We start from the raw sequence: 26581 nt of genomic DNA, 5'->3' as shown, positions 1-26581 counted from the left end.
GCGAGCCGACCGGTCGGCCGATCAGCCGCGCTTCTGCCGCTTCCACGGCCCCGTGATCGCCAGCATGATGCCCGGCTGCTGGATGTTGGCGAACAGGGTCTTTCCGTCGGGAGAGAAGGTGACGCCGGTGAACTCGCTGTACTCGGGCGCCTCTTCGGTGCCGATGTTCAGGTCGTTGCGGGCGATCGGATAGGTGCGGCCGCTGTCGGTGGCGCCGAACAGGTGGGAGACGCCCTCGCCGTCCTCGGCGATGACCAGGCCGCCGTACGGGGAGACGGTGATGTTGTCGGGACCGTCGAAGGCGCCGTCGGCCGACGGGTCGGGGTTGACGCCGAGGAGGACCTTCAGGGTGAGAGTGCGGCGCTTGGGGTCGTAGAACCACACCTGGCCGTCGTGCTGGACGGGGCTCTCGGCACGGGCGTACGAGGAGACGATGTACGCGCCGCCGTCACCCCACCACATGCCCTCCAGCTTGCGGGCGCGGGTGATCGCGTCGGCGCCGAACTGCTTGCGCACCGCGACCGTCCTGGCGTCGCGGTCGGGTACGTCCACCCAGTCGACGCCGTACACCGTGCCGGTCCTGGTGGCGCGGGAGAGGTCGTCGACGAACTGGCCGCCGGAGTCGAAGCACCTGGGCGCCTGGAGGACGCCGGCGTCGTCGGCGAGGGTGCGGAACTTGCCGCGGCCGTGCTCGAAGCCACGCGGCGGGGTCCAGCGGAAGAACAGGCCGTTGGGGTTCGCGGCGTCCTCGGTGAGGTACGCGTGGCCGCGCCTGGGGTCGATGACGACGGCCTCGTGATCGTAACGGCCGAAGAACTTCAGCGGCTTGGGGTCCCGGTTGGCGCGCCGGTCGCGGGGGTCGACCTCGAAGACGTAGCCGTGGTCCTTGGTCATGCCGTTGGTACCGGCCCGGTCGGAGTTCTCCTCGCAGGTCAACCAGGTGCCCCACGGAGTGCTGCCGCCCGCGCAGTTGGTGGAGGTGCCGGCGATGCCCACCCACTCGGCGACCTGGCCGCCGGGACGGACCTCGACGACCGTGCAGCCGCCCGAGGCGGCCGGGTCGTACACGAGGCCCTCGGTGAGCGGCACGGGGTACTTCCAGTTGGCGCGCGGGCCCTTCAGCTCGTGGTTGTTGACGAGCAGGGTGGTGCCGCGCGGGCCGTCGAAGGCGGCCGTGCCGTCGTGGTTGGAGGGGGTGGTCTCGCCCGACTCCAGCCTGGTCCTGCCGCTGTAGGTGATGATCCGGTAGTCGAAGCCGGCGGGCAGGGCGAGGATGCCGTCCGGGTCGGAAAGCAGCGGTCCGTAGCCGATTCCGCCGTGGTGCGCCGCCGACTCCTGCCCCGCGCTCGCGGTGTCCACGCTGTCGGTGTCGGTGGACGCGAGGGCGTTCGGCGCGCTGGCGAGCGCGCCGACGCTGCCCGCCAGCGCGACACCGGCACCGGTTACCGCGGATTTTCTGGCGAAGTCCCTGCGGGTGAGCGACATGTTGTCTCCTGAGACGCTGGTGTGCCGTGGAGGGTGGCGGACCTCGGTCGGCGCAACCGTCCCCCCCGCCCCTGAACACCGGCTGAACAGGGAGCGGCGCCCGGTCAGGCGCCCGGCGAACTACCGTCCCGCCTCAACGCACGACCGACCAGGAAGACACCCACCCAACGGCCAGAGGGACCGCGCACCCGCCCGCACGGCTCCCCCGGTCTCATCCCCCCTGCTGCGAGCGCGCCTTGAACGCGGCCTTTCGGGCCTCCTTGGCGATGCGCTTGTCCGGGTGCAGGCGTCCCATGGCCTCCAGGACGTCGGCCGTGGCCGGGTGCCCGACCCGCCAGGCCGCCGCGAAGAACCCGTCGTGCTGCTGCGCGAGTCCCTCGACGAGGGCCTGGAGTTCCTCGGAGTTGCCCTCGGCGGCCAGCTGGGCGGCGAGGGTGTCGATGGTGAGCCAGTAGATCAGGTCCTCGGAGGGCGGCGGTACGTCGGCGGCGCCCAGCTCACTCAGCCAGACCCGGGCGAGCCCGCCGAGTTCGGGGTCGTCGAGGACTTCCCGTACGGCGGGTTCGGCCTGCGCGCCGACGAGGGACAACGCCTGCTGGCAGCGCAGCCGTCGCAGTGGCGCGCCCTCGTCCGAGCCGCGGGCGGCGGCGAGCAGTTCGCGGGCGGCGGCGAGGGGCTCGCGCCGGTCGAGCCACTGCTCGGTCTCGGCGCGGGCGGCGTGCGGTCCGTAGCCGGCGCTGCCGTCGAGGAGGGCGTCGGCGCCCTTGTCGACGAGGTCGCCGACGGCGGGAGCGTCGAAGCCGGCCTCCAGCAGCCGGGCGCGGAGCCCGTAGAGGCCGAGCGGGGTGAGGCGGACCATGCCGTAGCGGGTGACGTCGGTGTCGTCGAGGGGGGCGGCGGGCTCCTCGTCGGGGTCGCCCATCAGCGCCTCGTCGACGGGCTGGTAGGCGACCAGTCCGATGGGCTCCAGGAGTCGGAACTGATCGTCGAGACGCATCATCGCGTCGGAGATCTGCTCCAGCATGTCGTTGGTGGGCTCGCCCAGGTCGCCGGGGACGATCATGGAGGCGGCGAGGGCGGGCAGTGGGACGGGGCCGTCGCCGGGGCCGTCCTCGGTGACGGTGAGCAGGTAGAGGTTGCCCAGCACGCCGTCGAGGAAGGCGGCCTCGCCCTCCGGGTCCCAGTCCAGCTGGGAGAAGTCGATCTCGCCGCCCTCGTCCAGGGCGTCGGCCAGGTCGTCGAGGTCGGGCACGGTCGCGTCGGCGAGGACGGCCTCCAGCGCGGCGAGCCAGACGGCGAGCACGTCGTGCGGGGAGCCGCCCGTGAGCAGGGGCAGGTCCGCGCCCGCGGTGACGGTGCCGGCCTCCTCGTCGGTGACCTCGACGAGCCCCGTGTCCACGGCGACCCGCCAGGCCTCGCCGGCGTGGGCGGCGGCGTCGTCGCCGGTGAGTCCGAGGAGTTCGGCTGCGGCCGGCAGCTGCTCGTCGACGAGTCCGCCGCCGGCGTCGACGCGGGTGTCGGGTCTGGCCCAGCGGGCGAGGCGGACGGCCCGGGAGAGCAACGGCGTGGACAGCGCGTCGCGCGCCAGCTCCGCTTCGGGGTGCAGCCGCACCGGCGGCAGGGGGGAGCTGTCTGACATCGGCTGTTCTCCTCGGACGCGTGGTGCCACTCGGTCACTCAGCCTAGACGGGTTTCGACCCATGCCGCCCGGTTCATCTTCCGGTCAGGTCTCGTCCATGGCCGAAACCTTGACAACCGGGTTGGCCAGGCAGGAGATTGACGCGCGTAGAAGTTGGGGGGACAGGTGTTCACTGGTTTCTACGCGCGTCATCCGCGCCCCAGGTCCCACCCTCGTCCCGGCGCTCACGCACGTCCCCGGAGGGAACCCCTTGCCCAGCAGGTCTTCCGCGCGCCTCGCCGCGCTCACCGTCGCCGCCGTCTGCTCCGCCGCGTCGGCCGTCGCCGTCGCCTCGCCCGCGCACGCGGACTCGGCGCGCATCCACGACATCCAGGGCACCACCCGCGTCTCGCCGTACGCCGGCAAGCAGGTCACGGACGTGACCGGAATCGTCACCGGCGTGCGCGCCTACGGCTCGTCCAGAGGCTTCTGGATGCAGGATCCGAACCCGGACGCCGACCCGGCCACCAGTGAGGGTGTCTTCGTCTTCACCAGCTCGGTCCCGAAGGTGGCCGTCGGGGACGCGGTCAGCGTCTCCGGCACGGTCTCGGAGTTCGTCCCGGGCGGCACTTCGTCCGGCAACCAGGCCGTGACGGAGATCGTCCGTCCGACGGTGACCGTGGTCTCCGGCGGCAACGCGGTCCCGGCGGCGACGGTCGTCGACGCCAAGTCGGTGCCGGCGGCGTACGCCCCGGCCGGCGACGCCGCCGCGAACAACTCGATCAACGCCCTCCCCCTGCGGCCCGGCACCTACGCCCTCGACCACTACGAGTCCCTGGAGGGCATGAACGTCCAGGTCTCCGATGTCCGGGTGGTCGGCGCCTCCGACCCGTACACCGAGCTGTGGGTCACGGTGAAGCCGTGGGAGAACCGCAACCGCCGCGGCGGCACGGTCTACGGCTCCTACGACGCCCAGAACACCGGCCGGCTCCAGATCCAGTCGCTCGGCAAGGTCGCCGACTTCCCGGCGGCGAACGTCGGCGACAAGCTGACCGGCGCCACGGCGGGCCCGCTGGACTACAACCAGTTCGGCGGTTACACCGTCGTCGCCAACCAGATCGGCGCGCTCGAGAGCGCCGGTGTGGAGCGGGAGACGACGGAGAGGCAGAAGAACGGCGAGCTGGCGGTCGCGACGTACAACGTCGAGAACCTCGACCCGTCCGACGCCACCTTCGCCGAGCACGCCGCCGCGATCGTGAACAACCTGAAGTCGCCCGACATCGTGTCCCTGGAGGAGATCCAGGACAACAACGGTGCGACGAACGACGGCACGGTGGCCGCCGACCTGACGGTGACCAAGCTGATCGACGCGATCGTCGCGGCGGGCGGCCCCCGCTACGACTGGCGCTCGATCGACCCGGCGAACAACACCGACGGCGGTGAGCCGGGCGGAAACATCCGCCAGGTGTTCCTGTTCAACCCGCAGCGGGTCTCCTTCACCGACCGCGCGGGCGGCGACGCCACCACCGCGGCCGACGTCACCGAGGTGCGCGGCAAGGCGGCCCTGACCGTCTCCCCGGGCCGGATCGACCCGGGGAACGCGGCCTGGAACTCCAGCCGGAAGCCGCTGGTCGGCGAGTTCGTCTTCCGTGGCCGCACGGTCTTCGTGATCGCCAACCACTTCAACTCCAAGGGCGGCGACCAGGGGCTGACCGCGCAGTACCAGCCGGTGCCGCGCAGCTCGGAGATCCAGCGCCACCAGCAGGCGACGCTGGTCAACGCCTTCGTCAAGGACATCCTCGACACCCAGAAGAACGCGGACGTCATCGCGCTCGGCGACATCAACGACTTCGAGTTCTCCGACACCGCGAAGCTTCTCGAGGGTGACGGCGAGCTGTGGTCGGCGGTCAAGTCGCTGCCCAGGAGCGAGCGTTACTCGTACGTCTACCAGGGCAACAGCCAGGTCCTCGATCAGATCCTGGTCAGCCCGTCGATCCGGCGCGGCTGCGACTTCGAGTACGACAGCGTGCACATCAACTCGGAGTTCCACGACCAGATCAGCGACCACGACCCGCAGGTGCTGCGGTTCAAGCCGTGACCGTGTAGGCGCTTGCCGTCAGGGCAGGTCGTCGGCACCGGCGTCCGGGGCGAAGTCGTGGACGCCGATGCCGAGGACGGCGCAACCCGGTGGTTGCCCGAGGAAGCGGATGAGCGCCTCGTCCGTGCGCAGCCCGGCGAAGGGGACGTTGCGCAAGCCCGTCACGGCGTCGCCGAGTTGCCGCTCGGGGCCGGGGACCGCCACCCGCTCGCCGGCGGGGGTGATCGTCGGCCAGAGCGAGCGCTCCACCCACGGCGTCGAACGCGTCCGGGGCCTCTTGGACTCCTCGGGCCCCTCGACGGCTGTTGAAGGCCTCCGGGCGCGGCGCGAAGTGCGTCTGGTCCCGCGCACGGTTGCAGAGAGAAATGTGTGTGCCTGTTCGGGCCGTCGTACCGATGGTCCCGTCGCGGTGAGGATGCCGCTGTGCACCTCCCCCACCGGGGCGCGGCGGCCGCCGTCCCGGCACTCGGCCGCACATTTCTTCGTCCGGGCGGAGCGGGTGTCCGGTGGTCGCGCCGTGGTCGGGCCCCGGTGCGGACAGAGAAGGACCCGACACCCGCAGGGGGTACCGGGCCCTCACCTCAGCGTGCGGCTCGTCGGCGGCCGAGTACTCCGGCGGTCACGAGCCCCGTGCCCGCCGCCGCCACGATCAGCACCGGCCACGGGTGCCGCATGACGAACCGGACCGGTGGGCGCAGCGACGCGGGGACGCTTCGTTCCACGCGGGACGCCGTGTCCTGCACTCCGGTCGCGAGGTGCGCGCCCTTGTCCTGGACGGTGTGTCCGGCGCCCTTCGCCTTCTCCTGGACCGTGTGGCCCGCGCGGCCGGCCCGTTCCTGGACCGTCTGGCCCGCCTGGGCCGCCGTGCTGCGGAGCTGGACCGTCATCGCGCCCGCGCGGTCCTTGAGGTCCGCCGCGCGGGCCTTGGCCCGACCGCGGAGGTCCGTCTTCGCCGCCAGTTCCTCGATCGTGATGCCGAGCTGGCTCCTGGTCTGCGCAATCTGGCTGCGCAGCTCCGCGGCGCCGTCCGCGGTCGCCCTGTGCGTCATCGGTGCGCCCTTTCCCTGATCTCCTCGACATCGGCCTTGACGCTGCCGAGAGCCGCCTCGGGGGTAGGCGGCGTCGCCTTCCGCAGCTGGCTGCGGCCGGTCACGCCCAGCACGGCCGCGATCACGAACAGCACCGCTGTCACGATCAACGCGGCGGCCCACACCGGCAGCACCAGTGAGAGGGCGGCGACGCCGGTCCCGGCGAGGGCGAGCAGGCCGGCGTACGCGAACGCGCCCGCGGCCCCGAGCATGCCGCCGCCGCGGCCGGCGCGGCGGCCCTTCTCGGCCAGCTCCTGCTTGGCGAGGGCCATCTCCTGCCGGACGAGCCGGGAGAGCTGTTCGCTCGCCTGTCCGACCAGTTCTCCGACCGTGCGGTGCCCGTCATGGACGGGCCGGGTCTGCGTGGTCCCGGTCACGTGTTCCGCCTCCTCTCGGTTCGGACGACACGAGTACCCGCACGACCGACACCTACCCCCCGCCGGTGCGGCGGGACTCGCACGACGACGCAGCGGTGCTTACCCGTACCTCGTAGAAGATTTAAGTGGAGCTTCACGATCACGGGGCCGACACTGCTGCCATGACGAACGCAGCCTGCTCCGCCGCCCCCTTCGGCCGCGCGCTCTGCGCGATGGTCACGCCCTTCACCGCGTCCGGGGCGCTCGACCCCGACGGTGCGCAGCGGCTCGCCGCGCACCTGGTGGCGGAGGGCTGCGACGGGCTCGTGCTGTCCGGTACGACGGGCGAGTCGCCGACCACAACGGACGCCGAGAAGGCGGAGCTGGTGCGGGCCGTGCGGGCGGCGGTCGGGGACCGGGTCCCCCTGGTGGCGGGCGTGGGCACCGCCGACACCCGGCACACCGTCGAACTGGCCCTCGCCGCCGAGAAGGCGGGTGCCGACGGGGTGCTGGTGGTCAGTCCGTACTACAGCCGCCCCCCGCAGGATGCCCTGGAGGCCCACTTCCGCGAGGTCGCCGACGCCTGCGGGCTGCCGGTCCTGCTCTACGACATCCCGGGCCGCACCGGCACCCGCATCGAGCCGGAGACGCTGATCCGGCTCGCGGACCACCCCCGGATCGTGGGCGTCAAGGACTGCTCCTACGACCTCCTCGGCACCCAGAAGGTGCTGTCAAACACCGAGTTGGCCTACTACGCCGGCTGCGACGAGCAGATCCTCGCGCTGTACGCGGTGGGTGCGGCCGGCTACATCAGTACGGTCGCGAACGTCGTCCCCCGCCGGCTCCGCGCCGTCCTCGACACGTTCGACACCGGCGACACGGGCGGGGCCGCACTCCGGCAGCGACGCGCCATGGACCTCATCGAGTCGATGATGGCCTCGGGGCTTCCCGGCGCCGTCACCGCGAAGGCACTGCTGGGCGAACTCGGCCTGCCCGCCGGTCCCGTCCGGGCACCGCTGCGGCCCGCCGACCGCGACACGGTCGACGGGCTGCTGGCGGCGTACACGGCGTGCGTGGGCGGATAGAGGTACCGGGGCCGGCGTCGAGATCAGTTGTGGCTGTGCAGGATCTCGTTCAGGCCGCCCCACACCGCGTTGTTCGGGCGGGCCTCCACCGTGCCGGTCACCGAGTTGCGGCGGAACAGGATGTTGGAGGCGCCGGAGAGTTCGCGGGCCTTGACGATCTGGCCGTCGGGCATCGTCACGCGGGTGCCCGCCGTGACGTAGAGGCCGGCCTCCACCACGCATTCGTCGCCCAGGGCGATGCCCACACCGGCCTCGGCGCCGATCAGGCAGCGCTCACCGATGGCGATGATCACGTTGCCGCCGCCGGAAAGCGTGCCCATCGTGGAGGCACCGCCGCCGATGTCCGAGCCGTCGCCCACGACGACGCCCGCCGAGATACGGCCCTCGACCATCGACGTGCCGAGCGTGCCGGCGTTGAAGTTGACGAAGCCCTCGTGCATGACCGTCGTGCCCTCGGCCAGGTGCGCGCCCAGGCGGACCCGGTCCGCGTCGGCGATCCGGACGCCCTTGGGGGCCACGTAGTCCGTCATGCGCGGGAACTTGTCGATCGACGTCACCTGGAGGTGCAGGCCCTCGGCGCGGGCGTTCAGCCGGACCTTCTCGATGTCGTCCACGGCGACCGGGCCGAGGGAGGTCCAGGCGACGTTGGCGAGCAGGCCGAAGATGCCGTCCAGGCTCTGGCCGTGCGGCCTGACCAGGCGGTGGGAGAGCAGGTGCAGGCGCAGGTAGGCGTCGTGCGTGTCGATCGGCTTGTCGTCGAGGGAACTGATGACCGTGCGCACCGCGACCACCTCGACGCCCCGGCGGACGTCCGGGCCGATCGCCCGGGCCGCTCCCTCGCCGAGCAGTTCCGCGGCCTTCTCGGCGGACAGGCGCTCGGTGCCGGACGGGCCGGCCTCGTCGGTGAGCCGGGGGGCGGGGAACCAGGTGTCGAGAACGGTGCCGTCGGCGGCGAGGGTGGCGAGGCCGGCGGCCGCGGCGCCGGTGGTGCGAGTCGTGTCGGTCATGAGGGAAACCTAACCGGCGGGGGCGGGTGGAGGCTAACCCGCGGGGTGGTGTCTCAGGTGGCGGGCTGGGGACGGTCGAGTGTGCGGTGCGGGGGTGGACGCGTGGGCGGAGAAGGGTGGAAGCGTGGGCGGTGAGAGGGCGGGCGAGGGGCGGTCGGGTGCACGGTGAAGGGGGGTGGGCGAGGGCCCGAGGGGGTCCGCTCCCGGCCCGTCCCGGTCGATCGCGGCCGGCCGCTCCGGTCCCCGCGCAGCACTGGGAAACCGTTATAGAAACCGCTCACTCAAACGGCTGCTCGGGAGTCACCCGTTCCACTACTGTTTCACCGTTCACATACCGGGCCGTCGCAGCCGTGTTCGCCCACTCGGGCGCCGCTGGAGGAACAGCGCATGCCAGACAACAAGTCCCGGCCTCTCCAGGAGCGTCCCTGGGAGAACGGCTGGGCACCGGACACCTCCCGGGCGCCCGGAACGCGACGGCTGTGGCTGGCCGGCGCCCTCGCCGTCGCCACCGTCGTGGCCTGCGTCGCCACCATCTCGCTCACCGGCAACCATTCTGACGACAGGTCAGCCGTCCGGGAAGGGCTGACCGTCTCCGACAGGGAGACCTCGCCGGGGCTCATCTCGTTCGCCTCGCCCTCGGTGAGCGGCCCGCCCTCGGCGTCGGCCACGAAGGTGAGCGCTTCGCCGTCCACGTCGGCCTCCGCCTCTTCCTCGCCGTCGCCCGACGGCAGCCCCTCGCCGCGCGGTTCCGCCGTGCCCTCTCCCTCGGCCCCGGCTGCCGGGGGCGGTTCCGATCCGGAGCCCGTGACCGTGCGGCGGTCGGTGCAGTCCGTCAACTACCCCGACCGCTACTGGCGGGTGGGCGGCGGACAGGTGCGGCTCGAAGGGGCGGGGGGCCCGGAGTTCCGCGAGGACGCCACCTTCACCATGGTGACCGGTCTGGCGGGCGGCTCGTGCTACTCGTTCCGCGCCTCCGACGGGACCCACCTGCGCCACCGCGACTTCGTACTGCGCGCGGAACGTGACGACGGCTCCCCGCTGTTCCGGCAGGACGCCACCTTCTGCCCCCGCGGCGCCGGCTCCGGCGCGGTCGTGCTGGAGTCGGTGAACTATCCGGGGCACTTCCTGCGCCACCAGAGCTTCCAGGTGAAGCTGGAGCGGTATCAGCACGGCGGCCGGTACGCCGGCGACTTCGCCTTCCGGCTCGTGGACGGGCTGGCTCGGAAGTAGCGGAAGACAGAACGGGAAACGGCGGCGTCCTCGCGGACGTCGCCGTTTCCCGCACGGGGGTGCTGCGGTGCCTGTCGGGGCTCAGACGTTGAAGCCGAGCGCGCGAAGCTGCTCGCGCCCGTCGTCCGTGATCTTGTCGGGGCCCCACGGCGGCATCCAGACCCAGTTGATGCGCAACTCGTTGACCAGGCCGTCCGTGGCGGACTTCGCCTGGTCCTCGATGACGTCCGTCAGCGGGCAGGCCGCGGAGGTCAGGGTCATGTCGATCGTCGCGATGTTCGCGTCGTCGATGTGGATGCCGTAGATCAGCCCGAGGTTGACGACGTCGATGCCCAGCTCGGGGTCGACGACGTCGTACAGCGCCTCGCGCACTTCCTCCTCGGAGGCCGGCTTCATCTCAACGGTCTCGCTCATGCCGTCTTCCTTTCGGCCTCGGCGCCCAGCGCCTGGGCCGTCGCGTCCTTCCACGCCATCCAGCTGAGGAGGGCGCACTTGACCCGTGCCGGGTACTTGGAGACACCGGCGAACGCGACCGCGTCCTCCAGCACCTCCTCCATCACGTCGTCCGGCTCGACCTGGCCCTTGGACTGCATCAGTTCCAGGAAGGTCTCCTGGATCCGCTGCGCCTCGGACAGGCTCTTGCCGACGAGGAGCTCGTTCAGTACGGAGGCCGAGGCCTGGCTGATGGAGCAGCCCTGGCCCTCGTACGACACGTCCGAGACGGTCGTGCCGTCGTACTTCACACGCAGGGTGATCTCGTCGCCGCACGTCGGATTGACGTGGTGCACCTCGGCGTCGCCATCCCGCAAGCCCCGCCCGTGCGGGTTCTTGTAGTGGTCCAGGATGACTTCCTGGTACATGGAGTCCAGTTTCACCTTGTCAGCACGCCCCTCAGCCGAAGAAGTTCCGTACGTGCTCCAGGCCCTCGACCAACGCGTCGATCTCGGCAGGCGTGGAGTACAGATAGAACGACGCTCGCGTGGTCGCGGGAATTCCGTAGCGCAGGCAGACCGGGCGCGCGCAGTGGTGTCCGACACGGACCGCGATGCCCTGCTCGTCGAGGACCTGGCCCACGTCGTGCGGGTGGATGTCGCCGAGCGTGAAGGAGATCGCGGCGCCGCGGTCCTCGGCCGTGGCCGGGCCGATGATCCGCAGGTCGGGGACCTCGCCGAGCCGCTTCACCGCGTACTCGGTGATGGCGTGCTCATGGGCGAGGATCTTGTCCATGCCGATCGCGGACAGGTAGTCGATCGCCGCGCCCAGACCGACCGCCTGCGCGACCGGCGGGGTACCCGCCTCGAACTTGTGGGGGGCGGGCGCGTAGGTCGAGGAGTGCATCGACACCGTCTCGATCATCTCGCCGCCGCCCAGGAACGGGGGCAGGTCCTCCAGCAGCTCCTGGCGGCCCCACAGGACGCCGATGCCGGTCGGACCGCACATCTTGTGACCGGTGAAGGCCACGAAGTCGGCCTGGAGGGCCTGGACGTCCATCGGCATGTGCGGCGCGGCCTGCGAGGCGTCGATGCACACCAGCGCGCCGACCTCCTGGGCGCGGCGCACGATCGCCTCGACCGGGTTGACCGTGCCCAGGATGTTCGACACCAGCACGAAGGAGACGATCTTCGTCTTCTCGGTGATGATCTCGTCGATGTTGGACAGGTCGAGGCGGCCGTCGTCGGTGAGACCGAACCACTTCAGCTTCGCGCCGGTGCGCTGCGACAGCAGCTGCCACGGCACGATGTTGGAGTGGTGCTCCATCTCGGTGATGACGATCTCGGTCTCGGAGTCCACGCGGTAGGGCTCGTCGGCCCAGCCCAGCATGTTCGCGACCAGGTTCAGCGACTCCGAGGCGTTCTTGGTGAAGATCACCTCGTCACGGCTGGGCGCGTTGATGAACTCGGCCACCTTGTCACGCGCGCCCTCGTACAGCGCCGTGGCCTCCTCGGCGAGCACATGCACACCGCGGTGGACGTTGGCGTTGTACCGCTCGTAGTACTCGTTGAGGGCGTCCAGCACCTGGCGCGGCTTCTGCGAGGTCGCCGCGTTGTCCAGGTACACGAGCTTCCGGTCGTCGTGGACCACACGGTCCAGGATGGGGAAGTCCTTGCGGATCGCCTCGGTGTCGAGGAGGCCCGGCAGCTGCGTCACGCTGATGCGCCACCCTTCGTGTCGGCTCCGTCGTGCTTCGCGTAGACCTCGTAGCCCTCGTTCTCCAGCTTGTCGGCCAGCTCGGCGCCGCCGGACTCGACGATCCGGCCGCCGGAGAAGACATGCACGTAGTCGGGCTTGATGTAGCGCAGGATGCGCGTGTAGTGCGTGATCAGCAGGGTGCCGACCTCACCGCTCTCGCGGACGCGGTTCACCCCCTCGGAGACGACGCGCAGGGCGTCGACGTCCAGGCCGGAGTCCGTCTCGTCGAGGATCGCGACCTTCGGCCTGAGCAGCTCCAGCTGGAGGATCTCGTGGCGCTTCTTCTCACCGCCGGAGAAACCCTCGTTGACGTTGCGCTCGGCGAAGGCCGGGTCCATGTGGAGGCGCTCCATGGCCTCCCGGACCTCCTTCACCCAGGTGCGCAGCTTGGGGGCCTCGCCGCGGATGGCGGTGGCGGAGGTGCGCAGGAAGTTGGAGACCGAGACGCCGGGGACCTCGACGGGGTACTGCATCGCGAGGAACAGGCCGGCGCGGGCCCGCTCGTCGACGGACATCTCCAGGACGTCCTCGCCGTCGAGGGTGACGGTGCCCCCGGTGATCGTGTACTTGGGGTGACCCGCGAGCGAGTAGGCGAGGGTGGACTTGCCCGAGCCGTTGGGGCCCATGATGGCGTGCGTCTCGCCCTGCTTCACGGTCAGGTCGACACCCTTGAGGATCTCCTTCGTGGCGTTGTCGGCCTCGACGGTGACGTGCAGGTCTCGGATTTCAAGCGTTGCCATGGGTGCCTCAGGACTCCTGGGTGAGGGAGACGAGCACGTCGTCCCCTTCGATCTTTACGGGGTATACGGGGACGGGGCGCGTCGCGGGAAGACCGGACGGCTTGCCGGTGCGGAGGTCGAACGCGGAGCCGTGCAGCCAGCACTCGATCTGGCAGTCCTCCACCTCGCCCTCCGAGAGCGAGACGTTCGCGTGGGAGCAGATGTCGTGGATGGCGAACACCTCCCCCTCGGTCTGCACGACCGAGACCGGCGTGCCGTCGAGTTCCACCCGCTTCGGGGTGTCCTCCTCCAGCTCACTCAGCCCACAGGCGCGTACGAAGGCCATCAGACCGTGGCCTCCAGCTCTTCGTCGATCTTCACGAGGAGACGCTCTTCGATGTCGTCGACACCGATCTGCTGCACCAGCTCGGCGAAGAAGCCGCGGACCACCAGACGGCGGGCGTCGTCGGCGGGGATGCCGCGGGCCATCAGGTAGAACAGCTGCTCGTCGTCGAAGCGGCCGGTCGCCGAGGCGTGCCCGGCGCCGACGATCTCACCGGTCTCGATCTCGAGGTTGGGCACGGAGTCGACGCGGGCGCCGTCGGTGAGAACCAGGTTGCGGTTCATCTCGTAGGTGTCGGTGCCCTCGGCCTTGGCCTCGATCAGCACGTCGCCGATCCACACCGCGTGCGCGCCGTCGCCCTGGAGGGCTCCCTTGTAGGCGACGTTCGACTTGCAGTGCGGGGTGTTGTGGTCGACGAGGAGACGGTGCTCCTGGTGCTGGCCCGCGTCGGTGAAGTACAGGCCGAACAGCTCGGCCTCGCCGCCGGTGCCGGCGTAGGCGACGCGCGGGTGCAGCCGTACGAGGTCCCCGCCGAAGGTCACCACGAACGACTTGAAGGTGGCGTCGCGGCCGATCAGCGCGTTGTGCTGGGCCACGTGCACGGCCTTGTCGTCCCAGTCCTGCACGGAGACGACGGTCAGCTTGGCGCCGTCCCCGAGGATGTAGTCGACGTTGGCGGCCAGCACGGCGTCACCGGTGTGGTCGATGACGACGACCGCCTCGGCGAAGGCGCCCAGCTCGATCACCTGATGGCCGAAGGAGACCCCGCCCTCGCCGTGCACGGCGATGCGGATCGGTTCGGTGAGGACCGTCTCCTTGGGGACGGTGACGACACCGGCCTTCTCGAACGCCGAGTAGGCCTGGGCGGCCACACGGTCCACCGGGGTGCCCGCCCTGCCGAGGCGCGCGTCGTCGCGGCCGACGGTCTCGACGGCGACGCCCTCGGGGGCCTGGATGTCGATCCTCACACCGTCGCCGGTGGCGACCGCGGTGCCGTCGTGCAGACCGCGCAGCCGCTCCAGCGGGGTGAACCGCCACTCCTCCTCGCGGCCGTGCGGGACCGGGAAGTCCGCCACGTCGAAGGACGCGGGTGCGCTCATGCGCGTGGCGACGGTGGACTCGGCGGCCACCGCGATCTGGCCGGCGGTGGTGGAGCCCGCGGGTGGGCGACCCCCCGCCTGGATGGAGTTGAGGGTGGGGGCGTTCTGAGCCTCAGCCATGGCTGTCGGTCTGCTCTCTTCCTACGTCAGAAATTCGCTGGCTGTCCGGGGGCGGTCTTAACCGACCGCGCCTTCCATCTGCAGCTCGATCAGCCGGTTGAGTTCCAGCGCGTACTCCATCGGGAGCTCCTTGGCGATGGGCTCCACGAAGCCGCGCACGATCATGGCCATCGCCTCGAACTCGCTCAGACCACGGCTCATCAGATAGAAGAGCTGGTCCTCGGAGACCTTGGAGACGGTCGCCTCGTGCCCCATGGACACGTCGTCCTCGCGGACGTCCACGTACGGGTACGTGTCGGAGCGGGAGATCGTGTCCACGAGCAGCGCGTCGCACAGCACGTTGGACTTGGAGCCGTGGGCGCCCTCGCCGATCTCCACCAGACCACGGTAGGAGGTACGGCCGCCACCGCGGGCGACGGACTTCGACACGATGTTGGACGAGGTGTTCGGCGCCATGTGGACCATCTTGGAGCCGGCGTCCTGGTGCTGGCCCTCGCCCGCGAAGGCGATGGACAGGGTCTCGCCCTTGGCGTGCTCGCCCATCAGGTAGACGGCCGGGTACTTCATCGTCACCTTGGAGCCGATGTTGCCGTCGATCCACTCCATGGTCGCGCCCTCGTAGGCGACGGCGCGCTTGGTGACCAGGTTGTAGACGTTGTTCGACCAGTTCTGGATGGTCGTGTAACGGCAGCGGGCGTTCTTCTTGACGATGATCTCGACGACCGCGGAGTGCAGGGAGTCCGACTTGTAGATCGGCGCCGTGCATCCCTCGACGTAGTGCACGTAGGCACCCTCGTCGACGATGATCAGCGTCCGCTCGAACTGACCCATGTTCTCCGTGTTGATGCGGAAGTAGGCCTGGAGCGGGATCTCGACGTGCACGCCCGGCGGCACGTAGATGAAGGAGCCGCCCGACCAGACGGCGGTGTTCAGGGAGGCGAACTTGTTGTCACCGACCGGGATGACGGTGCCGAAGTACTCCTTGAAGAGCTCCGGGTGCTCCTTCAGCGCGGTGTCGGTGTCGAGGAAGATGACGCCCTGCTCCTCCAGGTCCTCGCGGATCTGGTGGTAGACGACCTCGGACTCGTACTGGGCCGCGACACCGGCGACGAGGCGCTGCTTCTCCGCCTCGGGGATGCCGAGCTTGTCGTACGTGTTCTTGATGTCCTCGGGCAGGTCCTCCCAGGACTCCGCCTGCTTCTCCGTGGAACGCACGAAGTACTTGATGTTGTCGAAGTCGATGCCCGACAGGTCCGAGCCCCAGTTCGGCATGGGCTTCTTCTCGAACAGGCGCAGGCCCTTGAGACGGAGCTTAGTCATCCACTCCGGCTCGTTCTTCTTCGCCGAGATGTCGCGGACGACGTCCTCGTTGATGCCGCGCTTGGCAGAGGCGCCGGCCGTGTCGGAGTCGGCCCAGCCGTATTCGTACTTACCCAGGCCCTCGAGTTCGGGGTGGGCAGTCTCCGTGGGGAGAGTCATGCGGGGTTCCTCCCGGCCGTGCTTGCAGATGCCATATCGGTGTTGTGGGAAACCTTGGGGATGAACGTCGTGCAGACGCCGTCACCGTGCGCGATGGTCGCCAGTCGCTGGACGTGCGTTCCGAGCAGCTGGGAGAAGATCTCGGTCTCCGCTTCGCAGAGCTGAGGGAACTTCTCCGCGACGTGGGCGACGGGGCAGTGGTGCTGGCACAGTTGCTCGCCGACCGGTGCGCTGCGCGCCGTAGCAGCGTACCCGTCGGCGCTCAGGGCCTTGGCCAGGGCTTGGGTGCGCTGTTCGGGGGCGGCGGCCTCGATCGCCTCACGGTACCCGGCGGCCTGTTCGGCGATCCGGGCGCGCGCGAAGGCGACGACGGCCTCGTTCCCGCCGAACCGCTCCTGAATGAAGCGCAGGGCGTCCGCGGCGAGCTTGTCGTAGGACTGGTCGAAGGCGTCGCGGCCGCAGTCGGTGAGGGCGAAGACCTTCGCGGGACGTCCGCGCGTCCGCGCCCCGTACACCCGCTGCTCGCGTGCCGCCACGACGGCGTCGGCGACCAGTGCGTCCAGATGCCGGCGTACGGCCGCCTGGGTGAGCCCCAGCCGTCCGGCCAGCTCGGCGACGGTCGACGGCCCGTGGTCCAGGATGGAGCGCGCGACGCGGTTGCGCGTGGAGCGCTCACCGGTCGCCAGCTCTTCCTGGGGGGACCCCGCGGGGGTCACCCGAGCCTCGCCGACGTTTTTCACAACGCCATTGTTGCGTAATTCCGCAGGAGCAGGCAAGCCGCGCCCAGATCACCGCTCGGTGCCCTGCGTCACTTAGGTATACCTAATCTGACCTGCGCGAACGATCTTTGATCGATCAACCCGATCACGTCGGCAGGGCCGATCCGCGAGACTCCCGGACCATGCCCGCACCCCCTCCCATCGGCCCACTTGCCACCCGGAACACCCTTGCGACCGAGCCGCGCGCGCCAGGGGTCGAACCCGGCGAAATCGTCCTCGTCCACTCCTCCCTCAGCTCTCTCGGCTGGGTGCGCGAGGGGCCGTCGCGGTGGCGCGAGGACTGCTCGACACGCTCGGCCCGGACGGCACCCTGGTGGTCCCCGCCCAGTCCGGCGACCTCTCTGACCCGGCCGACTGGGCAGACCCGCCCGTACCCCAGGCCTGGTGGGACACCATCCGGGCCGCCCTGCCCGCCTACGACCCCCTCGTCACCCCCACCCACGGGGTCGGCGTGGTTCCCGGAGACCGTAAGGACCTGGCCGGGCGCCCTGCGCAGCGCCCACCCCCGGACCTCGTTCGCCGCGCTCGGCCCGCGCGCGGCGGAGGTGACCGGGGGACATGCCCGAGACTGCCGGCTCGGCGAGCGGAGCCCGCTGGCCCGCCTGGAGGCCCTCGGCGCCCGGGTGCTCCTGCTGGGCGCCGGTTACGACACGTGCACCAGCTTCCACCTGGCCGAGTACCGCGTAGCGGCGCCGCTGGTGCGGGTGGGGCGGCCGGGGCCGGCGGGCTGGGAGGTGGTGACGGAGGTGTCGATCGACGCGCACCGCTTCGACGAGCTGGGCCACGACTTCGAACGTGACCGTCCCGTCCTGCGCGGGGGGGGGGTGGGAGCGGCCGAGGCCCGGCTGTTCCCGGTGGCGGACGCGGTGGCCTACGCGCAGCGGTGGCTGTCGGTGCACCGCTCGCGCGAGGACGAGCTCTGAGGCCCGTCCAGCCGGCGGCCGCTTCTCGCCCCCGCCCGTCCGGGCGCCCGCGGGCGAACCTAGACTCTGGACCCATGCGAAGCGAGCCCGTGGTCCAGGTCCAGGCCCTGGTGAAGCGGTACGGCACGAAGACCGCGGTGGACGGCCTCGACCTGGTGGCCAGGGCCGGCGTGACAGCCGTGCTCGGCCCCAACGGCGCGGGCAAGACGACCACCGTCGAGACGTGTGAGGGGTACCGGGAGCCGGACTCCGGCACCGTCCGCGTCCTGGGCCTCGACCCGGTGGGTCAGGCCGCCGACCTGCGCCCCCGAATCGGTGTGATGCTTCAGTCCGGAGGTGTCTACTCGGGCGCGCGGGCCGAAGAGATGCTCCGGCACGTCGCCAGGCTGCACGCGCATCCGCTGGACGTGGACGCGCTCGTCGAGCGGCTGGGGCTGGGCGGTTGCGGCCGGACGACGTACCGGCGCCTGTCCGGGGGCCAGCAGCAGCGCCTCGCGCTCGCGATGGCCGTGGTGGGACGCCCGGAGCTGGTGTTCCTCGACGAGCCGACCGCCGGTCTCGACCCGCAGGCCCGTCGGGCCACCTGGGACCTGGTCCGGGACCTGCGCACGGACGGGGTCTCGGTCATCCTGACCACCCACCACATGGACGAGGCCGAGCAGCTCGCCGACGACGTCGCGATCATCGACGCGGGCAGGGTCGTCGCCCAGGGCTCCCCCGAGGAGCTGTGCCGCGGCGGCGCCGAGAACACGCTCCGTTTCAGCGGCCGCCCCGGCCTCGACGTGGCCTCCCTGCTCAAGGCGCTGCCCGCAGACAGCGTGGCCGCCGAACTGACGCCGGGCTCGTACCGGATCGCCGGCAAGGTCGACCCGCAGATGCTGGCGACGGTGACCTCGTGGTGCGCGCAGCACGGGGTGATGCCGGACCGGATCTCGGTGGAGCGGCACACCCTCGAGGACGTCTTCCTCGAGCTGACGGGCAAGGAGCTGCGCTCATGACCCCAGCACGCCGTGAGATCGGCCGGGGGTCCGGGGGTCGCCCCCCGGAACGACACAGCCTCGAGCTGACGGGCAAGGAGCTGCGCTCATGACCCCAGCACGCCGCGAGGTCGGCCGGCGGTCCGGGGGTCGCCCCCCGGAACGACACAGCCTCGAACCGACAGGCAAGGAGCCGCGCCCATGACGACGACCGGCACGTACACGCCGAAGCCGGGGGCCGCGCCTCTGCCCCGCATGATCCGGGCTCAGGCGGCGCTGGAGACGAGGATGCTCCTGCGCAACGGTGAGCAGTTGCTGCTCACCGTCGCGATCCCGACCCTGCTGCTGGCGCTGTTCAGCTCGGTGGACATCATCGACACCGGCGCCGGTGCGGCGGTCGACTTCCTGACCCCGGGCATCCTCGCGCTCGCCGTGATGTCGACGGCGTTCACGGGGCAGGCCATCGCGACGGGCTTCGAGCGTCGTTACGGCGTCCTCAAGCGGCTGGCGGCCTCCCCGCTCCCCCGCTGGGCACTGATGACCGCGAAAACGCTCGCCGTGCTGGTCACGGAGGTCCTCCAGGTCGTCCTGCTGACGGCGATCGCCTTCGCGCTGGGCTGGTCGCCGCACGGCAACCCGTTCGCCGTGCTGCTTCTGCTGGTCCTCGGCACGGCCGCCTTCTCGGGGCTCGGTCTGCTGATGGCGGGCACGCTGAAGGCGGAGGCCACGCTGGGCGCCGCCAACCTGGTGTTCCTGCTGCTGCTGGTGGGCGGCGGGGTGATCGTGCCGCTGGACGAGTTCCCCTCGGGCGTCCAGGACGTGCTCGGGCTGCTGCCGATCTCCGCGCTGTCGGACGGCCTGCGGGACGTGCTCCAGCACGGGTCCGGGATGCCGTGGGGCGACCTGGGGATCCTCACCGTGTGGGCAGTGGCCGCTCTGGCCGCCGCCGGCCGTTTCTTCCGCTGGGAATGACCCGGTCCCGGGACCCTCGTGAAAGCGTGCACAAGCGGGCCCTTACGATGGACGGCGTGCCGAACGTGACCCGCGCCGACGCCGTAGCAGCCGTGCGCAACCCCCTCGCCTTCATCGCCGAACGCTGGACCCCCGCCCCTCGGACGGTTCAGCGGGCGGCCCTCACCGCGCTCGTGATGGCCGTGGTCATCGTGGTCACCGGCGGTGCCGTACGCCTCACCGGCTCCGGTCTCGGCTGCCCGACCTGGCCGAAGTGCACCGACGACTCGCTCACCACGACCGGCGCGATGGGCTTCCACGGCGCCATCGAGTTCGGCAACCGCATGCTGACGTACGTGCTGTGCGCCGCGGTGGGCTGGGCGATCATCGCCGCCCGCTCGCAGAAGCCGTACCGGCGCGGCCTCACCCGCCTGGGCTGGGCCCAGTTCTGGGTGGTCATGAGCAACGCCGTGCTGGGCGGCATTGTGGTCCTGGTCGGCCTCAACCCGTACACGGTCGCGGCGCACTTCGTGGCGACGTCGGCGCTGATCGCGATCGCCGTGGTCATGTGGCAGCGCGCGCGGGAGGCCGACACGGAGGCCCGCCCGCTGGTCGGCGGGTCCGTCCGGCAGCTCGTCTGGGCCCTGGTCGCGGCCACGGTCCTGCTGATCCTGGTGGGCACGGTGGTGACCGGCGCGGGCCCGCATGCGGGCGACTCCAGCGAGGTCGAACGGATGCCGCTGGACTGGGAGACCGTCAGCAAGGCGCACGCCGTGCTGGCCTGGATCGTGGTGACGTTGACCTTCGCCCTGTGGTTCGTCCTCAAGGCGGTCGACTCCCCCGAAGGCCCGCTTCACCGGACCCGCGACCTGTTCCTGGTCCTGCTCGCGCAGGGCGTCATCGGGTACGTCCAGTACTTCACGGACCTTCCGGAGCTCCTGGTCGGCCTGCACATGCTCGGGTCGGCGCTGGTGTGGATCGCGGTGCTCCGCGTGCTGCTGGCGCTGCGCGAGCGGCCCGAACCGGGCATCGGCCTGCCGGGCCCCGCGACGGAGGCGACGGTCGGCACCCGCGCCTGACGCTCCGCTCCGGGCACCCGTCCGCACCCTCCTCGCATACGCCCCCGACTCAGGCGTATGCCGCCACCAGGCCGTCGATCGCCGGTCCCAGCCAGCCGCGCGCCAGCTCGGCCCTGCGCATCCGCCATCCCTCCTCCGACCCGGAGGAGGGTGCGGAAGCGGGCCCGCCGTAGCGGCGCCGTCGGATGTCCTCGACGATCTCGGCGGGCGCCCCGAGGCCGGGCAGCTCCGCCAGTGCCTCGCGCTTGGAGATCAGCCGCCCCTCCCGCAGCGTGACCGTCGCCCGTGCGAAGGTCACCAGCCCCATGTCGACCCAGACGTCCCGGGTCCACAGGTGCGCCTCGTTCACGGCGGTCCGCCAGAAGTCCCGCTGGTCGGACACGACGAACTCGGCCAGCTCACGATCGCGGACCTCGGGCAGCAGCTCGTCGGGAGCGCGGCCGCGCAGGACCCGTCCGAACTCGTGCAGTTCGCGACGGGTGACGGGGGTGACCGGGCGGCGCATCAGTTGCTGGTGCGCCCAGGTCGGATGCCGGCGGTCGGGGTCCGCGGCGGTGGCCGGGGTCAGGTAGGTGCAGTGCAGGCCGGCCGCGAGCGGATGGGCACGCAGCCCCTGGTGCAGAACGGCCACCCGCCACGTCGTGCCGGGGCGCACGGGTCCGGGCAGCACGGCGATCAGGTCGAGATCGCTGCGGCCCTCCTGGTAGTCGCCCCCGGCGAGCGAGCCGTGCGCCCAGACGGCGAGCGGATCGAGGGGCGCCAGGGCGCCGAGGAAGCGGTCGAGCAGGACGTCGGTCTGCATCCGCCCAGTCTGGTGCCGCCCGCTCCGACCGGGTGGGTGAATCGCTCATTCCAGCCCGTAGACCCGCCGCGCGTTCCCCGCCGCGACCAGCCCCGCGACCCGCTGGGCGTCCGTGAGCGACCACGCGTCCTCCGCCACCCAGCCGCCCAGCACCCGTCCCAGGGCCTCGCGGAACAGCTGGGCCCCCACGACGTGCAGCTCGGGCAGGCCGCGGGCCCCGCTGGAGAAGAGGATCTTGCCGAAGGGGGCCAGCTCCAGGATCTCCGCGAGGACCGTCGCCGCGCGGGCACCGGTGCGGACGAGGGCGGCACCGCAGTCGGCGTACACGTGCGGGAAGACGCCCGCGAGGTGGGCGGCGTGCCGGTGGTACGGATAGCCGTGCAGCAGGACCAGGTCGGTGCCGAGGCCGGCCGTGGCGCGGACGAAGTCGGTCAGCAGGACGGGGTCGGTTCGGTCGACGCGCAGGCCGGGCTCGCCGAGACCGGCGTGCAGTTGCAGGGGCCGCCCGGAGGCGACGGCGATCCACAGCAGGTGTCGCAGCAGCACCGGATCGCTCAGTTCCCCGCCGGCCCTGCGCCCGGCGAGCCAGCGGCCCGCCGCGCCGCGGACCTCCCCCGGTCCGGGCGGCTCGGGAGCGAGGGCGAGGCCGTGGCGCACGCCGGCCACGGACGTGAAGGCCACGGCGGTCACCGCCGCGCTGTGCACGGCTTCCGCGAGGTTGGCGAGGAAGGACTCCACGGTGCCGGAGGTGTCGGCGACCTGTTCGGCCAGGAGTTCGAGCCGCACGATCTCGCGGGCCTCGGCGTCACCCGCGGCGGCGATCTCGGCGGGGCCCGTGAGGTCGCCGGGCAGGCCCGTGTCGACGAGGTAGGTGGTGATGCCACTGCCGCGCAGCAGCCGGCGGCCCGCCTCCGGTACGCCGAGTTCGCGGCGCCGGGCGAGATAGCGGGCGGGCGGGCAGTGCGGTTCCAGGCCGAGCAGCGGGGGGCACCAGCGGCGTACCGCGAAGCCGGTCTGGGTGTCGAAGAGGGTGGTGCCGGGCGCGGGCGGGCCCTCGGTGCGGGCCAGCTGGGCCTCGAAGGTGCCGAGGCCCAGCTCCGTTCTCAGGACGCCGTGGCAGTACTGGTCCACCAGGGACGGTGTTTCGATCATCCGGGACTCCCGCGGCTGGACCGTGTGCTCGGTGTACTCCTCACACGTCCTAACGGGTGAACCCGGCGTCAGGTGTTGCTCAGGTGTTGCGCGGTCCGCCGACCTGGATGCCGGCCATCCGGCTCCACTCGTAGGGCCCGGTCGTCACCTTGGCGGCGAACTCGCCGTCGAAGTCCTCGTGGACGGTGATCCCGGACTTCTCGACCGCCTTGGCGGCGATCTCCACGCTGGGCGCCACGAGGTCGCCCCAGCCGCCGTCCTCGCCGACGAGCACGATCCGGGCGCCACGCTCCCCGAGGTGGGCGACCTGGCCCTCGGCGCCGCCGTGTGCCTTGGAGAAGGTGCCGATCCGCTTGGCGAGGCGGGCCGCCGTGCGCTCGGCCTTGGCGGCCCGCTTGGCGTCCGCGGTCTCGTCAACCTGCTTGGTGTCTGCCATGCCCAGGATGCTACCGACGGGTAGATCAAACGGCGACGGCCGGGGTGCGTGGCCTTGACCACGCACCCCGGCCGCCCCGGGAGTCGGCTACCGCAGGAAGGGGTCCACCGCGACCGCCACGAACAGCAGCGAGACGTAGGTGATGGACCAGTGGAACAGCCGCATCTCCTTGAGCTTCCCGCCGGCAGCCTCCGCCTTCGCCCGGTTCTGGAGGGCGTGCGCCTCCCACAGCCACCAGCCGCCGGCCGCGAGGGCGACCGTGGTGTAGAACCAGCCGGTGTAGCCGAGCGGGGTCAGCAGCAGCGAGACGACGACCATCACCCAGCTGTAGATGACGATCTGCTTGGCGACCACCTTGTTGGAGGCGATGACCGGCAGCATCGGCACGCCCACGCGCGCGTAGTCCTCGCGCACCTTCATGGACAGCGGCCAGTAGTGCGGCGGAGTCCAGAAGAACATGACGAGGAAGAGGACGACCGGCGCCCACGAGAGGGAGTCGGTGACGGCGGACCAGCCGATGAGGACCGGCATGCAGCCGGCGATTCCGCCCCAGACGATGTTCTGCGAGGTACGGCGCTTGAGGATCATCGTGTAGACGACGACGTAGAAGAGGAGCGCGCCGAGGGCGAGCCAGGCGGACAGCCAGTTCACGGTCAGGCCGAACAGGAGCGTCGAGGCGATCGCGAGGGTGATGCCGAAGGCGAGGCACTCGCGGGGGCTGACCATTCCGGTGACCAGCGGACGCTGCGAGGTGCGGTCCATCAGAGCGTCGATGTCGCGGTCGATGTACATGTTCAGCGCGTTGGCGCCGCCCGCGGAGAGGTAGCCGCCCAGGCAGGTGAGCAGCACCAGGCCGAGGTCCGGCACTCCTTGCTGCGCCAAGAACATCACCGGAACGGTGGTGATGAGCAGCAGCTCGATGATCCGCGGCTTGGTCAGCGCCACGAACGCCATGACGCGGGCCACCACCGGCCGCCGGCTCGGGCTCCGGCTCGTCCCGATAGCCCCCGCTGGACGGGATTCAACGGCCGTCACGCACACCCCTGACAGAGACATCCCAGCAAGCCTCCCCGTGTGAAGTCGGGGTAAAGGCTCGCGCGTACCACGCCACTGTAGACGTTGCCCATACCCCGGCCTCAGCGGGGGTGGGGTCGTGTTGGGAGGGGTCGCCCAGCGGCCGTTCGGCGCTCCTGCGGGGGTGCGCTCATTCCTCGTACTGAGGCTCGATTGAGCAGTCAGATGAGCGGCTCCGTATTCATGTGCCGAATGCGACTTCGGCCGGTCGGGAGGCGGATCCCCGGATGGCCCGGCAGTCTGGAATGACTCGAATAAACGCACGTCCTCACGGGGGTAGGCTCGACGACGGCCGGTGGTTTTCCCGTCACCGGCAGCCGGTGGGCGCGCGCCCGAAGCAACCGGTATTCGACATGTGGAGAGGAGCCCTGACCCAGGGTGAGCACCAAGCCGACCACCACAGACCTCGAGTGGACCGAGTTGGACCAGCGGGCCGTGGACACCGCCCGCGTCCTGGCCGCCGACGCCGTACAGAAGGTCGGCAACGGCCATCCCGGTACGGCGATGAGCCTGGCTCCTGCCGCGTACACCCTCTTCCAGAAGGTGATGCGCCACGACCCCGCCGACGCCGACTGGGTCGGCCGCGACCGCTTCGTGCTGTCCGCGGGCCACTCTTCCCTGACGCTCTACACCCAGTTGTACCTCGCCGGTTTCGGCCTGGAGCTGGACGATCTGAAGTCCTTCAGGACGTGGGGCTCGAAGACCCCCGGTCACCCGGAGTACGGGCACACCGTGGGTGTCGAGACCACCACCGGTCCGCTGGGCCAGGGTGTCGCCAACGCGGTGGGCATGGCGATGGCCGCCCGCTACGAGCGCGGTCTGTTCGACCCGGAGGCCCCGCAGGGCGAGTCCCCCTTCGACCACTTCGTCTTCTGCATCGCCGGTGACGGCTGCCTCCAGGAGGGCATCTCCGCCGAGGCGTCCTCGCTGGCCGGTCACCAGAAGCTCGGCAACCTCGTGCTGCTGTGGGACGACAACCACATCTCGATCGAGGGCGACACCGAGACCGCCGTCTCCGAGGACACCGTCAAGCGGTACGAGGCGTACGGCTGGCACGTGCAGCGCGTCGCCCCGAAGCCGGACGGCGACCTCGACCCGCACGCCCTGTACGACGCGATCGAGGCCGCCAAGCAGGTCACGGACCGGCCGTCCTTCATCGCGATGCGCTCGATCATCGCCTGGCCCGCCCCGAACGCGCAGAACACCGAGGCCGCGCACGGCTCGGCGCTCGGCGACGAGGAGGTGGCGGCCACCAAGCGCGTCCTGGGCTTCGACCCGGAGCAGTCCTTCGAGGTCTCCGACGAGGTCATCACCCACACCCGGCGGGCCCTGGAGCGCGGTGCCCAGGCGAAGGCGGAGTGGGAGAAGTCCTTCCAGCTGTGGCGGGACGACAACCCCGAGCGCGCGGCCGAGTTCGACCGCGTCGCCGCGACCGAGCTGCCGGCGGGCTGGGAGGAGAAGATCCCGGTCTTCGAGACGGGCAAGGGTGTCGCCACCCGTGCCGCGTCCGGCAAGGTGCTCCAGGCGCTCGGCGCGGTCATCCCCGAGCTGTGGGGCGGGTCGGCCGACCTGGCGGGCTCCAACAACACGACGATCGACAAGACGTCGTCGTTCCTCCCGGCGGACAACCCGCTGCCGGAAGCGAGCCCCTACGGCCGCACGGTGCACTTCGGCATCCGCGAGCACTCCATGGCCGCGGAGATGAACGGCATCGCGCTGCACGGCAACACCCGTGTCTACGGCGGCACCTTCCTCGTCTTCTCCGACTACATGCGCAACGCGGTGCGGCTGTCGGCCCTGATGCACCTGCCGGTGACGTACGTGTGGACGCACGACTCCATCGGTCTCGGCGAGGACGGCCCGACGCACCAGCCGGTCGAGCACCTGGCCGCGCTGCGCGCGATCCCCGGCCTGAACGTCGTCCGTCCCGCGGACGCCAACGAGACCGCGATCGCCTGGCGGGAGATCCTCAAGCGCTACACCAAGGTCTTCGGCAAGGGTGCCCCGCACGGTCTGGTCCTCACCCGTCAGGGCGTGCCGACGTACGCGCCCAGCGAGGACGCGGCCAAGGGCGGCTACGTCCTGTTCGAGGCCTCCACAGGGACGCCCGAGGTGATCCTCCTCGCGACCGGTTCCGAAGTGCACGTGGCCGTCGAGGCGCGCGAGCAGCTGGAGGCCGACGGGGTGCCGACGCGGGTCGTGTCGATGCCCTCCGTGGAATGGTTCGAGGAGCAGGACCAGGGGTACCGGGACAGCGTGCTGCCGCCCTCGGTGAAGGCCCGGGTCGCCGTCGAGGCGGGCATCGGTCTCACCTGGCACAAGTACGTGGGGGACGCCGGCCGCATCGTTTCCCTGGAGCACTTCGGTGCTTCGGCGGACGGCAAGGTCCTCTTCCGCGAGTTCGGCTTCACCGCCGAGAACGTGGCCGACAAGGCCCGGGAATCCCTCGCGGCCGCCCAGCGCTGACGCCCATATACGACACGTAGGAGA

25 protein-coding genes and 1 pseudogene are annotated in these 26581 nt (G+C 71.0%); 8 read left to right on the top strand and 18 right to left on the bottom strand.

The window, feature by feature from the left end; translation table 11 throughout:
* Window positions 1-21: 21 nt before the first annotated feature.
* The gene (locus tag ACZ5Y0_RS26490; RefSeq protein WP_469131186.1) at window positions 22-1485 is read right to left on the bottom strand and encodes an alkaline phosphatase PhoX; all 1464 of its coding nucleotides are present in this window, start codon (window positions 1483-1485) and stop codon (window positions 22-24) included.
* A 211-nt stretch (window positions 1486-1696) separates the two neighbouring features.
* Window positions 1697-3124, bottom strand: coding sequence for a hypothetical protein (locus ACZ5Y0_RS26485; RefSeq protein ID WP_469131185.1), 1428 nt, complete (start codon window positions 3122-3124; stop codon window positions 1697-1699).
* A 250-nt stretch (window positions 3125-3374) separates the two neighbouring features.
* Here ACZ5Y0_RS26485 and ACZ5Y0_RS26480 point away from each other — a divergent pair, with 250 nt between their 5' ends.
* The gene (locus tag ACZ5Y0_RS26480; RefSeq protein ID WP_469131184.1) at window positions 3375-5201 is read left to right on the top strand and encodes an endonuclease/exonuclease/phosphatase family protein; all 1827 of its coding nucleotides are present in this window, start codon (window positions 3375-3377) and stop codon (window positions 5199-5201) included.
* An 18-nt stretch (window positions 5202-5219) separates the two neighbouring features.
* Here ACZ5Y0_RS26480 and ACZ5Y0_RS26475 read toward each other — a convergent pair whose 3' ends face one another.
* The 3 genes from ACZ5Y0_RS26475 to ACZ5Y0_RS26465 form a co-directional block, all read right to left on the bottom strand.
* Complete coding sequence (locus tag ACZ5Y0_RS26475) at window positions 5220-5450, bottom strand: hypothetical protein (RefSeq protein ID WP_469131183.1); 231 nt, start codon at window positions 5448-5450, stop codon at window positions 5220-5222.
* 332 nt (window positions 5451-5782) lie between these two features.
* Entirely contained in the window at window positions 5783-6250 is a 468-nt protein-coding gene (locus ACZ5Y0_RS26470) for a DUF3618 domain-containing protein (protein WP_469131182.1), read from the bottom strand.
* Window positions 6247-6666, bottom strand: coding sequence for a phage holin family protein (locus ACZ5Y0_RS26465; RefSeq protein ID WP_469131181.1), 420 nt, complete (start codon window positions 6664-6666; stop codon window positions 6247-6249). Before ACZ5Y0_RS26465 ends, ACZ5Y0_RS26470 begins: the two co-directional genes overlap by 4 nt.
* Before the next feature lie 161 nt (window positions 6667-6827).
* Here ACZ5Y0_RS26465 and dapA point away from each other — a divergent pair, with 161 nt between their 5' ends.
* Window positions 6828-7730, top strand: coding sequence for a 4-hydroxy-tetrahydrodipicolinate synthase (dapA, locus tag ACZ5Y0_RS26460; protein ID WP_469131180.1), 903 nt, complete (start codon window positions 6828-6830; stop codon window positions 7728-7730).
* 23 nt (window positions 7731-7753) lie between these two features.
* On the opposite strand, the gene dapD is transcribed toward dapA, so the two are convergent.
* Window positions 7754-8737, bottom strand: coding sequence for a 2,3,4,5-tetrahydropyridine-2,6-dicarboxylate N-succinyltransferase (gene dapD / locus ACZ5Y0_RS26455; RefSeq protein ID WP_469131179.1), 984 nt, complete (start codon window positions 8735-8737; stop codon window positions 7754-7756).
* Window positions 8738-9124: 387 nt separating this feature from the next.
* Between dapD and ACZ5Y0_RS26450 the strand changes: the two genes are divergently transcribed.
* A complete protein-coding gene (locus ACZ5Y0_RS26450; RefSeq protein WP_469131178.1) occupies window positions 9125-9967 on the top strand; it encodes an AbfB domain-containing protein in 843 nt (280 codons plus the stop codon).
* Between the two features lie 81 nt (window positions 9968-10048).
* Here ACZ5Y0_RS26450 and ACZ5Y0_RS26445 read toward each other — a convergent pair whose 3' ends face one another.
* Genes ACZ5Y0_RS26445 through ACZ5Y0_RS26410 form a run of 8 tightly spaced genes read right to left on the bottom strand, consistent with a single transcriptional unit; the run spans window position 10049 to window position 16658 of the window.
* Entirely contained in the window at window positions 10049-10381 is a 333-nt protein-coding gene (locus ACZ5Y0_RS26445; protein WP_073494514.1) for a metal-sulfur cluster assembly factor, read from the bottom strand.
* Window positions 10378-10842 (bottom strand): Fe-S cluster assembly sulfur transfer protein SufU, encoded by a 465-nt coding sequence (sufU, locus tag ACZ5Y0_RS26440; RefSeq protein WP_469131177.1) that lies wholly within the window; start codon window positions 10840-10842, stop codon window positions 10378-10380. Before sufU ends, ACZ5Y0_RS26445 begins: the two co-directional genes overlap by 4 nt.
* 16 nt (window positions 10843-10858) lie before the next feature.
* Window positions 10859-12115: a cysteine desulfurase gene (locus ACZ5Y0_RS26435; RefSeq protein WP_469131176.1), complete on the bottom strand. Its 1257-nt coding sequence runs from the start codon at window positions 12113-12115 to the stop codon at window positions 10859-10861.
* Entirely contained in the window at window positions 12112-12897 is a 786-nt protein-coding gene (gene sufC / locus ACZ5Y0_RS26430) for a Fe-S cluster assembly ATPase SufC (protein WP_469131175.1), read from the bottom strand. The genes ACZ5Y0_RS26435 and sufC overlap by 4 nt, the downstream gene beginning before the upstream one ends.
* A 7-nt stretch (window positions 12898-12904) precedes the next feature.
* Window positions 12905-13222, bottom strand: a complete 318-nt coding sequence (locus ACZ5Y0_RS26425; protein WP_030948995.1) for a non-heme iron oxygenase ferredoxin subunit — start codon at window positions 13220-13222, stop codon at window positions 12905-12907.
* Entirely contained in the window at window positions 13222-14439 is a 1218-nt protein-coding gene (sufD, locus tag ACZ5Y0_RS26420; protein ID WP_469131174.1) for a Fe-S cluster assembly protein SufD, read from the bottom strand. The genes ACZ5Y0_RS26425 and sufD overlap by 1 nt, the downstream gene beginning before the upstream one ends.
* Before the next feature lie 57 nt (window positions 14440-14496).
* The gene (sufB, locus tag ACZ5Y0_RS26415) at window positions 14497-15918 is read right to left on the bottom strand and encodes a Fe-S cluster assembly protein SufB (RefSeq protein WP_363091184.1); all 1422 of its coding nucleotides are present in this window, start codon (window positions 15916-15918) and stop codon (window positions 14497-14499) included.
* On the bottom strand, window positions 15915-16658 hold the full coding sequence (locus ACZ5Y0_RS26410; protein WP_469131173.1) for a helix-turn-helix transcriptional regulator: 744 nt from the start codon (window positions 16656-16658) through the stop codon (window positions 15915-15917). Before ACZ5Y0_RS26410 ends, sufB begins: the two co-directional genes overlap by 4 nt.
* Before the next feature lie 161 nt (window positions 16659-16819).
* Between ACZ5Y0_RS26410 and ACZ5Y0_RS26405 the strand changes: the two are divergent.
* The 4 genes and pseudogenes from ACZ5Y0_RS26405 (at window position 16820) to ACZ5Y0_RS26390 (ending at window position 20627) form a co-directional block, all read left to right on the top strand.
* A pseudogene (locus tag ACZ5Y0_RS26405) lies at window positions 16820-17620 on the top strand (AAC(3) family N-acetyltransferase).
* A gap of 74 nt (window positions 17621-17694) precedes the next feature.
* Entirely contained in the window at window positions 17695-18618 is a 924-nt protein-coding gene (locus ACZ5Y0_RS26400; protein WP_469131172.1) for an ABC transporter ATP-binding protein, read from the top strand.
* 180 nt (window positions 18619-18798) lie between these two features.
* Window positions 18799-19569 (top strand): ABC transporter permease, encoded by a 771-nt coding sequence (locus ACZ5Y0_RS26395; protein WP_469131171.1) that lies wholly within the window; start codon window positions 18799-18801, stop codon window positions 19567-19569.
* Between the two features lie 47 nt (window positions 19570-19616).
* Window positions 19617-20627 (top strand): COX15/CtaA family protein, encoded by a 1011-nt coding sequence (locus ACZ5Y0_RS26390; protein WP_469131170.1) that lies wholly within the window; start codon window positions 19617-19619, stop codon window positions 20625-20627.
* Window positions 20628-20676: 49 nt separating this feature from the next.
* Here ACZ5Y0_RS26390 and ACZ5Y0_RS26385 read toward each other — a convergent pair whose 3' ends face one another.
* From ACZ5Y0_RS26385 to ACZ5Y0_RS26370, 4 genes are all read right to left on the bottom strand, one after another.
* Window positions 20677-21429: a nucleotidyltransferase gene (locus ACZ5Y0_RS26385; RefSeq protein WP_469131169.1), complete on the bottom strand. Its 753-nt coding sequence runs from the start codon at window positions 21427-21429 to the stop codon at window positions 20677-20679.
* A 45-nt stretch (window positions 21430-21474) separates the two neighbouring features.
* A complete protein-coding gene (locus ACZ5Y0_RS26380) occupies window positions 21475-22581 on the bottom strand; it encodes an amidohydrolase family protein (protein ID WP_469131168.1) in 1107 nt (368 codons plus the stop codon).
* Between the two features lie 79 nt (window positions 22582-22660).
* Complete coding sequence (locus tag ACZ5Y0_RS26375; protein WP_469131167.1) at window positions 22661-23017, bottom strand: hypothetical protein; 357 nt, start codon at window positions 23015-23017, stop codon at window positions 22661-22663.
* Window positions 23018-23104: 87 nt separating this feature from the next.
* Window positions 23105-24058, bottom strand: a complete 954-nt coding sequence (locus ACZ5Y0_RS26370) for a heme o synthase (RefSeq protein WP_469131291.1) — start codon at window positions 24056-24058, stop codon at window positions 23105-23107.
* Window positions 24059-24469: 411 nt separating this feature from the next.
* Between ACZ5Y0_RS26370 and tkt the strand changes: the two genes are divergently transcribed.
* Window positions 24470-26557: a transketolase gene (tkt, locus tag ACZ5Y0_RS26365; protein ID WP_469131166.1), complete on the top strand. Its 2088-nt coding sequence runs from the start codon at window positions 24470-24472 to the stop codon at window positions 26555-26557.
* The last annotated feature ends 24 nt before the right edge of the window (window positions 26558-26581 follow it).

The sequence above is a fragment of the Streptomyces sp. NPDC033216 genome, from assembly GCF_055577115.1.
This window is presented reverse-complemented; position numbering and strand designations above follow the sequence as displayed.

Excerpts from the sequence above, each read along its gene's own strand:
- ACZ5Y0_RS26490 (WP_469131186.1), bottom strand. The coding sequence starts at position 1,485 with ATGTCGCTCACCCGCAGGGACTTCGCCAGAAAATCCGCGGTAACCGGT.
- ACZ5Y0_RS26485 (WP_469131185.1), bottom strand. The coding sequence starts at position 3,124 with ATGTCAGACAGCTCCCCCCTGCCGCCGGTGCGGCTGCACCCCGAAGCG.
- ACZ5Y0_RS26470 (WP_469131182.1), bottom strand. The coding sequence starts at position 6,250 with ATGACGCACAGGGCGACCGCGGACGGCGCCGCGGAGCTGCGCAGCCAG.
- dapA (WP_469131180.1), top strand. The coding sequence starts at position 6,828 with ATGACGAACGCAGCCTGCTCCGCCGCCCCCTTCGGCCGCGCGCTCTGC.
- dapD (WP_469131179.1), bottom strand. The coding sequence starts at position 8,737 with ATGACCGACACGACTCGCACCACCGGCGCCGCGGCCGCCGGCCTCGCC.
- ACZ5Y0_RS26450 (WP_469131178.1), top strand. The coding sequence starts at position 9,125 with ATGCCAGACAACAAGTCCCGGCCTCTCCAGGAGCGTCCCTGGGAGAAC.
- ACZ5Y0_RS26445 (WP_073494514.1), bottom strand. The coding sequence starts at position 10,381 with ATGAGCGAGACCGTTGAGATGAAGCCGGCCTCCGAGGAGGAAGTGCGC.
- sufC (WP_469131175.1), bottom strand. The coding sequence starts at position 12,897 with ATGGCAACGCTTGAAATCCGAGACCTGCACGTCACCGTCGAGGCCGAC.
- ACZ5Y0_RS26425 (WP_030948995.1), bottom strand. The coding sequence starts at position 13,222 with ATGGCCTTCGTACGCGCCTGTGGGCTGAGTGAGCTGGAGGAGGACACC.
- sufD (WP_469131174.1), bottom strand. The coding sequence starts at position 14,439 with ATGGCTGAGGCTCAGAACGCCCCCACCCTCAACTCCATCCAGGCGGGG.
- sufB (WP_363091184.1), bottom strand. The coding sequence starts at position 15,918 with ATGACTCTCCCCACGGAGACTGCCCACCCCGAACTCGAGGGCCTGGGT.
- ACZ5Y0_RS26400 (WP_469131172.1), top strand. The coding sequence starts at position 17,695 with ATGCGAAGCGAGCCCGTGGTCCAGGTCCAGGCCCTGGTGAAGCGGTAC.
- ACZ5Y0_RS26395 (WP_469131171.1), top strand. The coding sequence starts at position 18,799 with ATGACGACGACCGGCACGTACACGCCGAAGCCGGGGGCCGCGCCTCTG.
- ACZ5Y0_RS26390 (WP_469131170.1), top strand. The coding sequence starts at position 19,617 with ATGGACGGCGTGCCGAACGTGACCCGCGCCGACGCCGTAGCAGCCGTG.
- ACZ5Y0_RS26385 (WP_469131169.1), bottom strand. The coding sequence starts at position 21,429 with ATGCAGACCGACGTCCTGCTCGACCGCTTCCTCGGCGCCCTGGCGCCC.
- ACZ5Y0_RS26380 (WP_469131168.1), bottom strand. The coding sequence starts at position 22,581 with ATGATCGAAACACCGTCCCTGGTGGACCAGTACTGCCACGGCGTCCTG.
- ACZ5Y0_RS26375 (WP_469131167.1), bottom strand. The coding sequence starts at position 23,017 with ATGGCAGACACCAAGCAGGTTGACGAGACCGCGGACGCCAAGCGGGCC.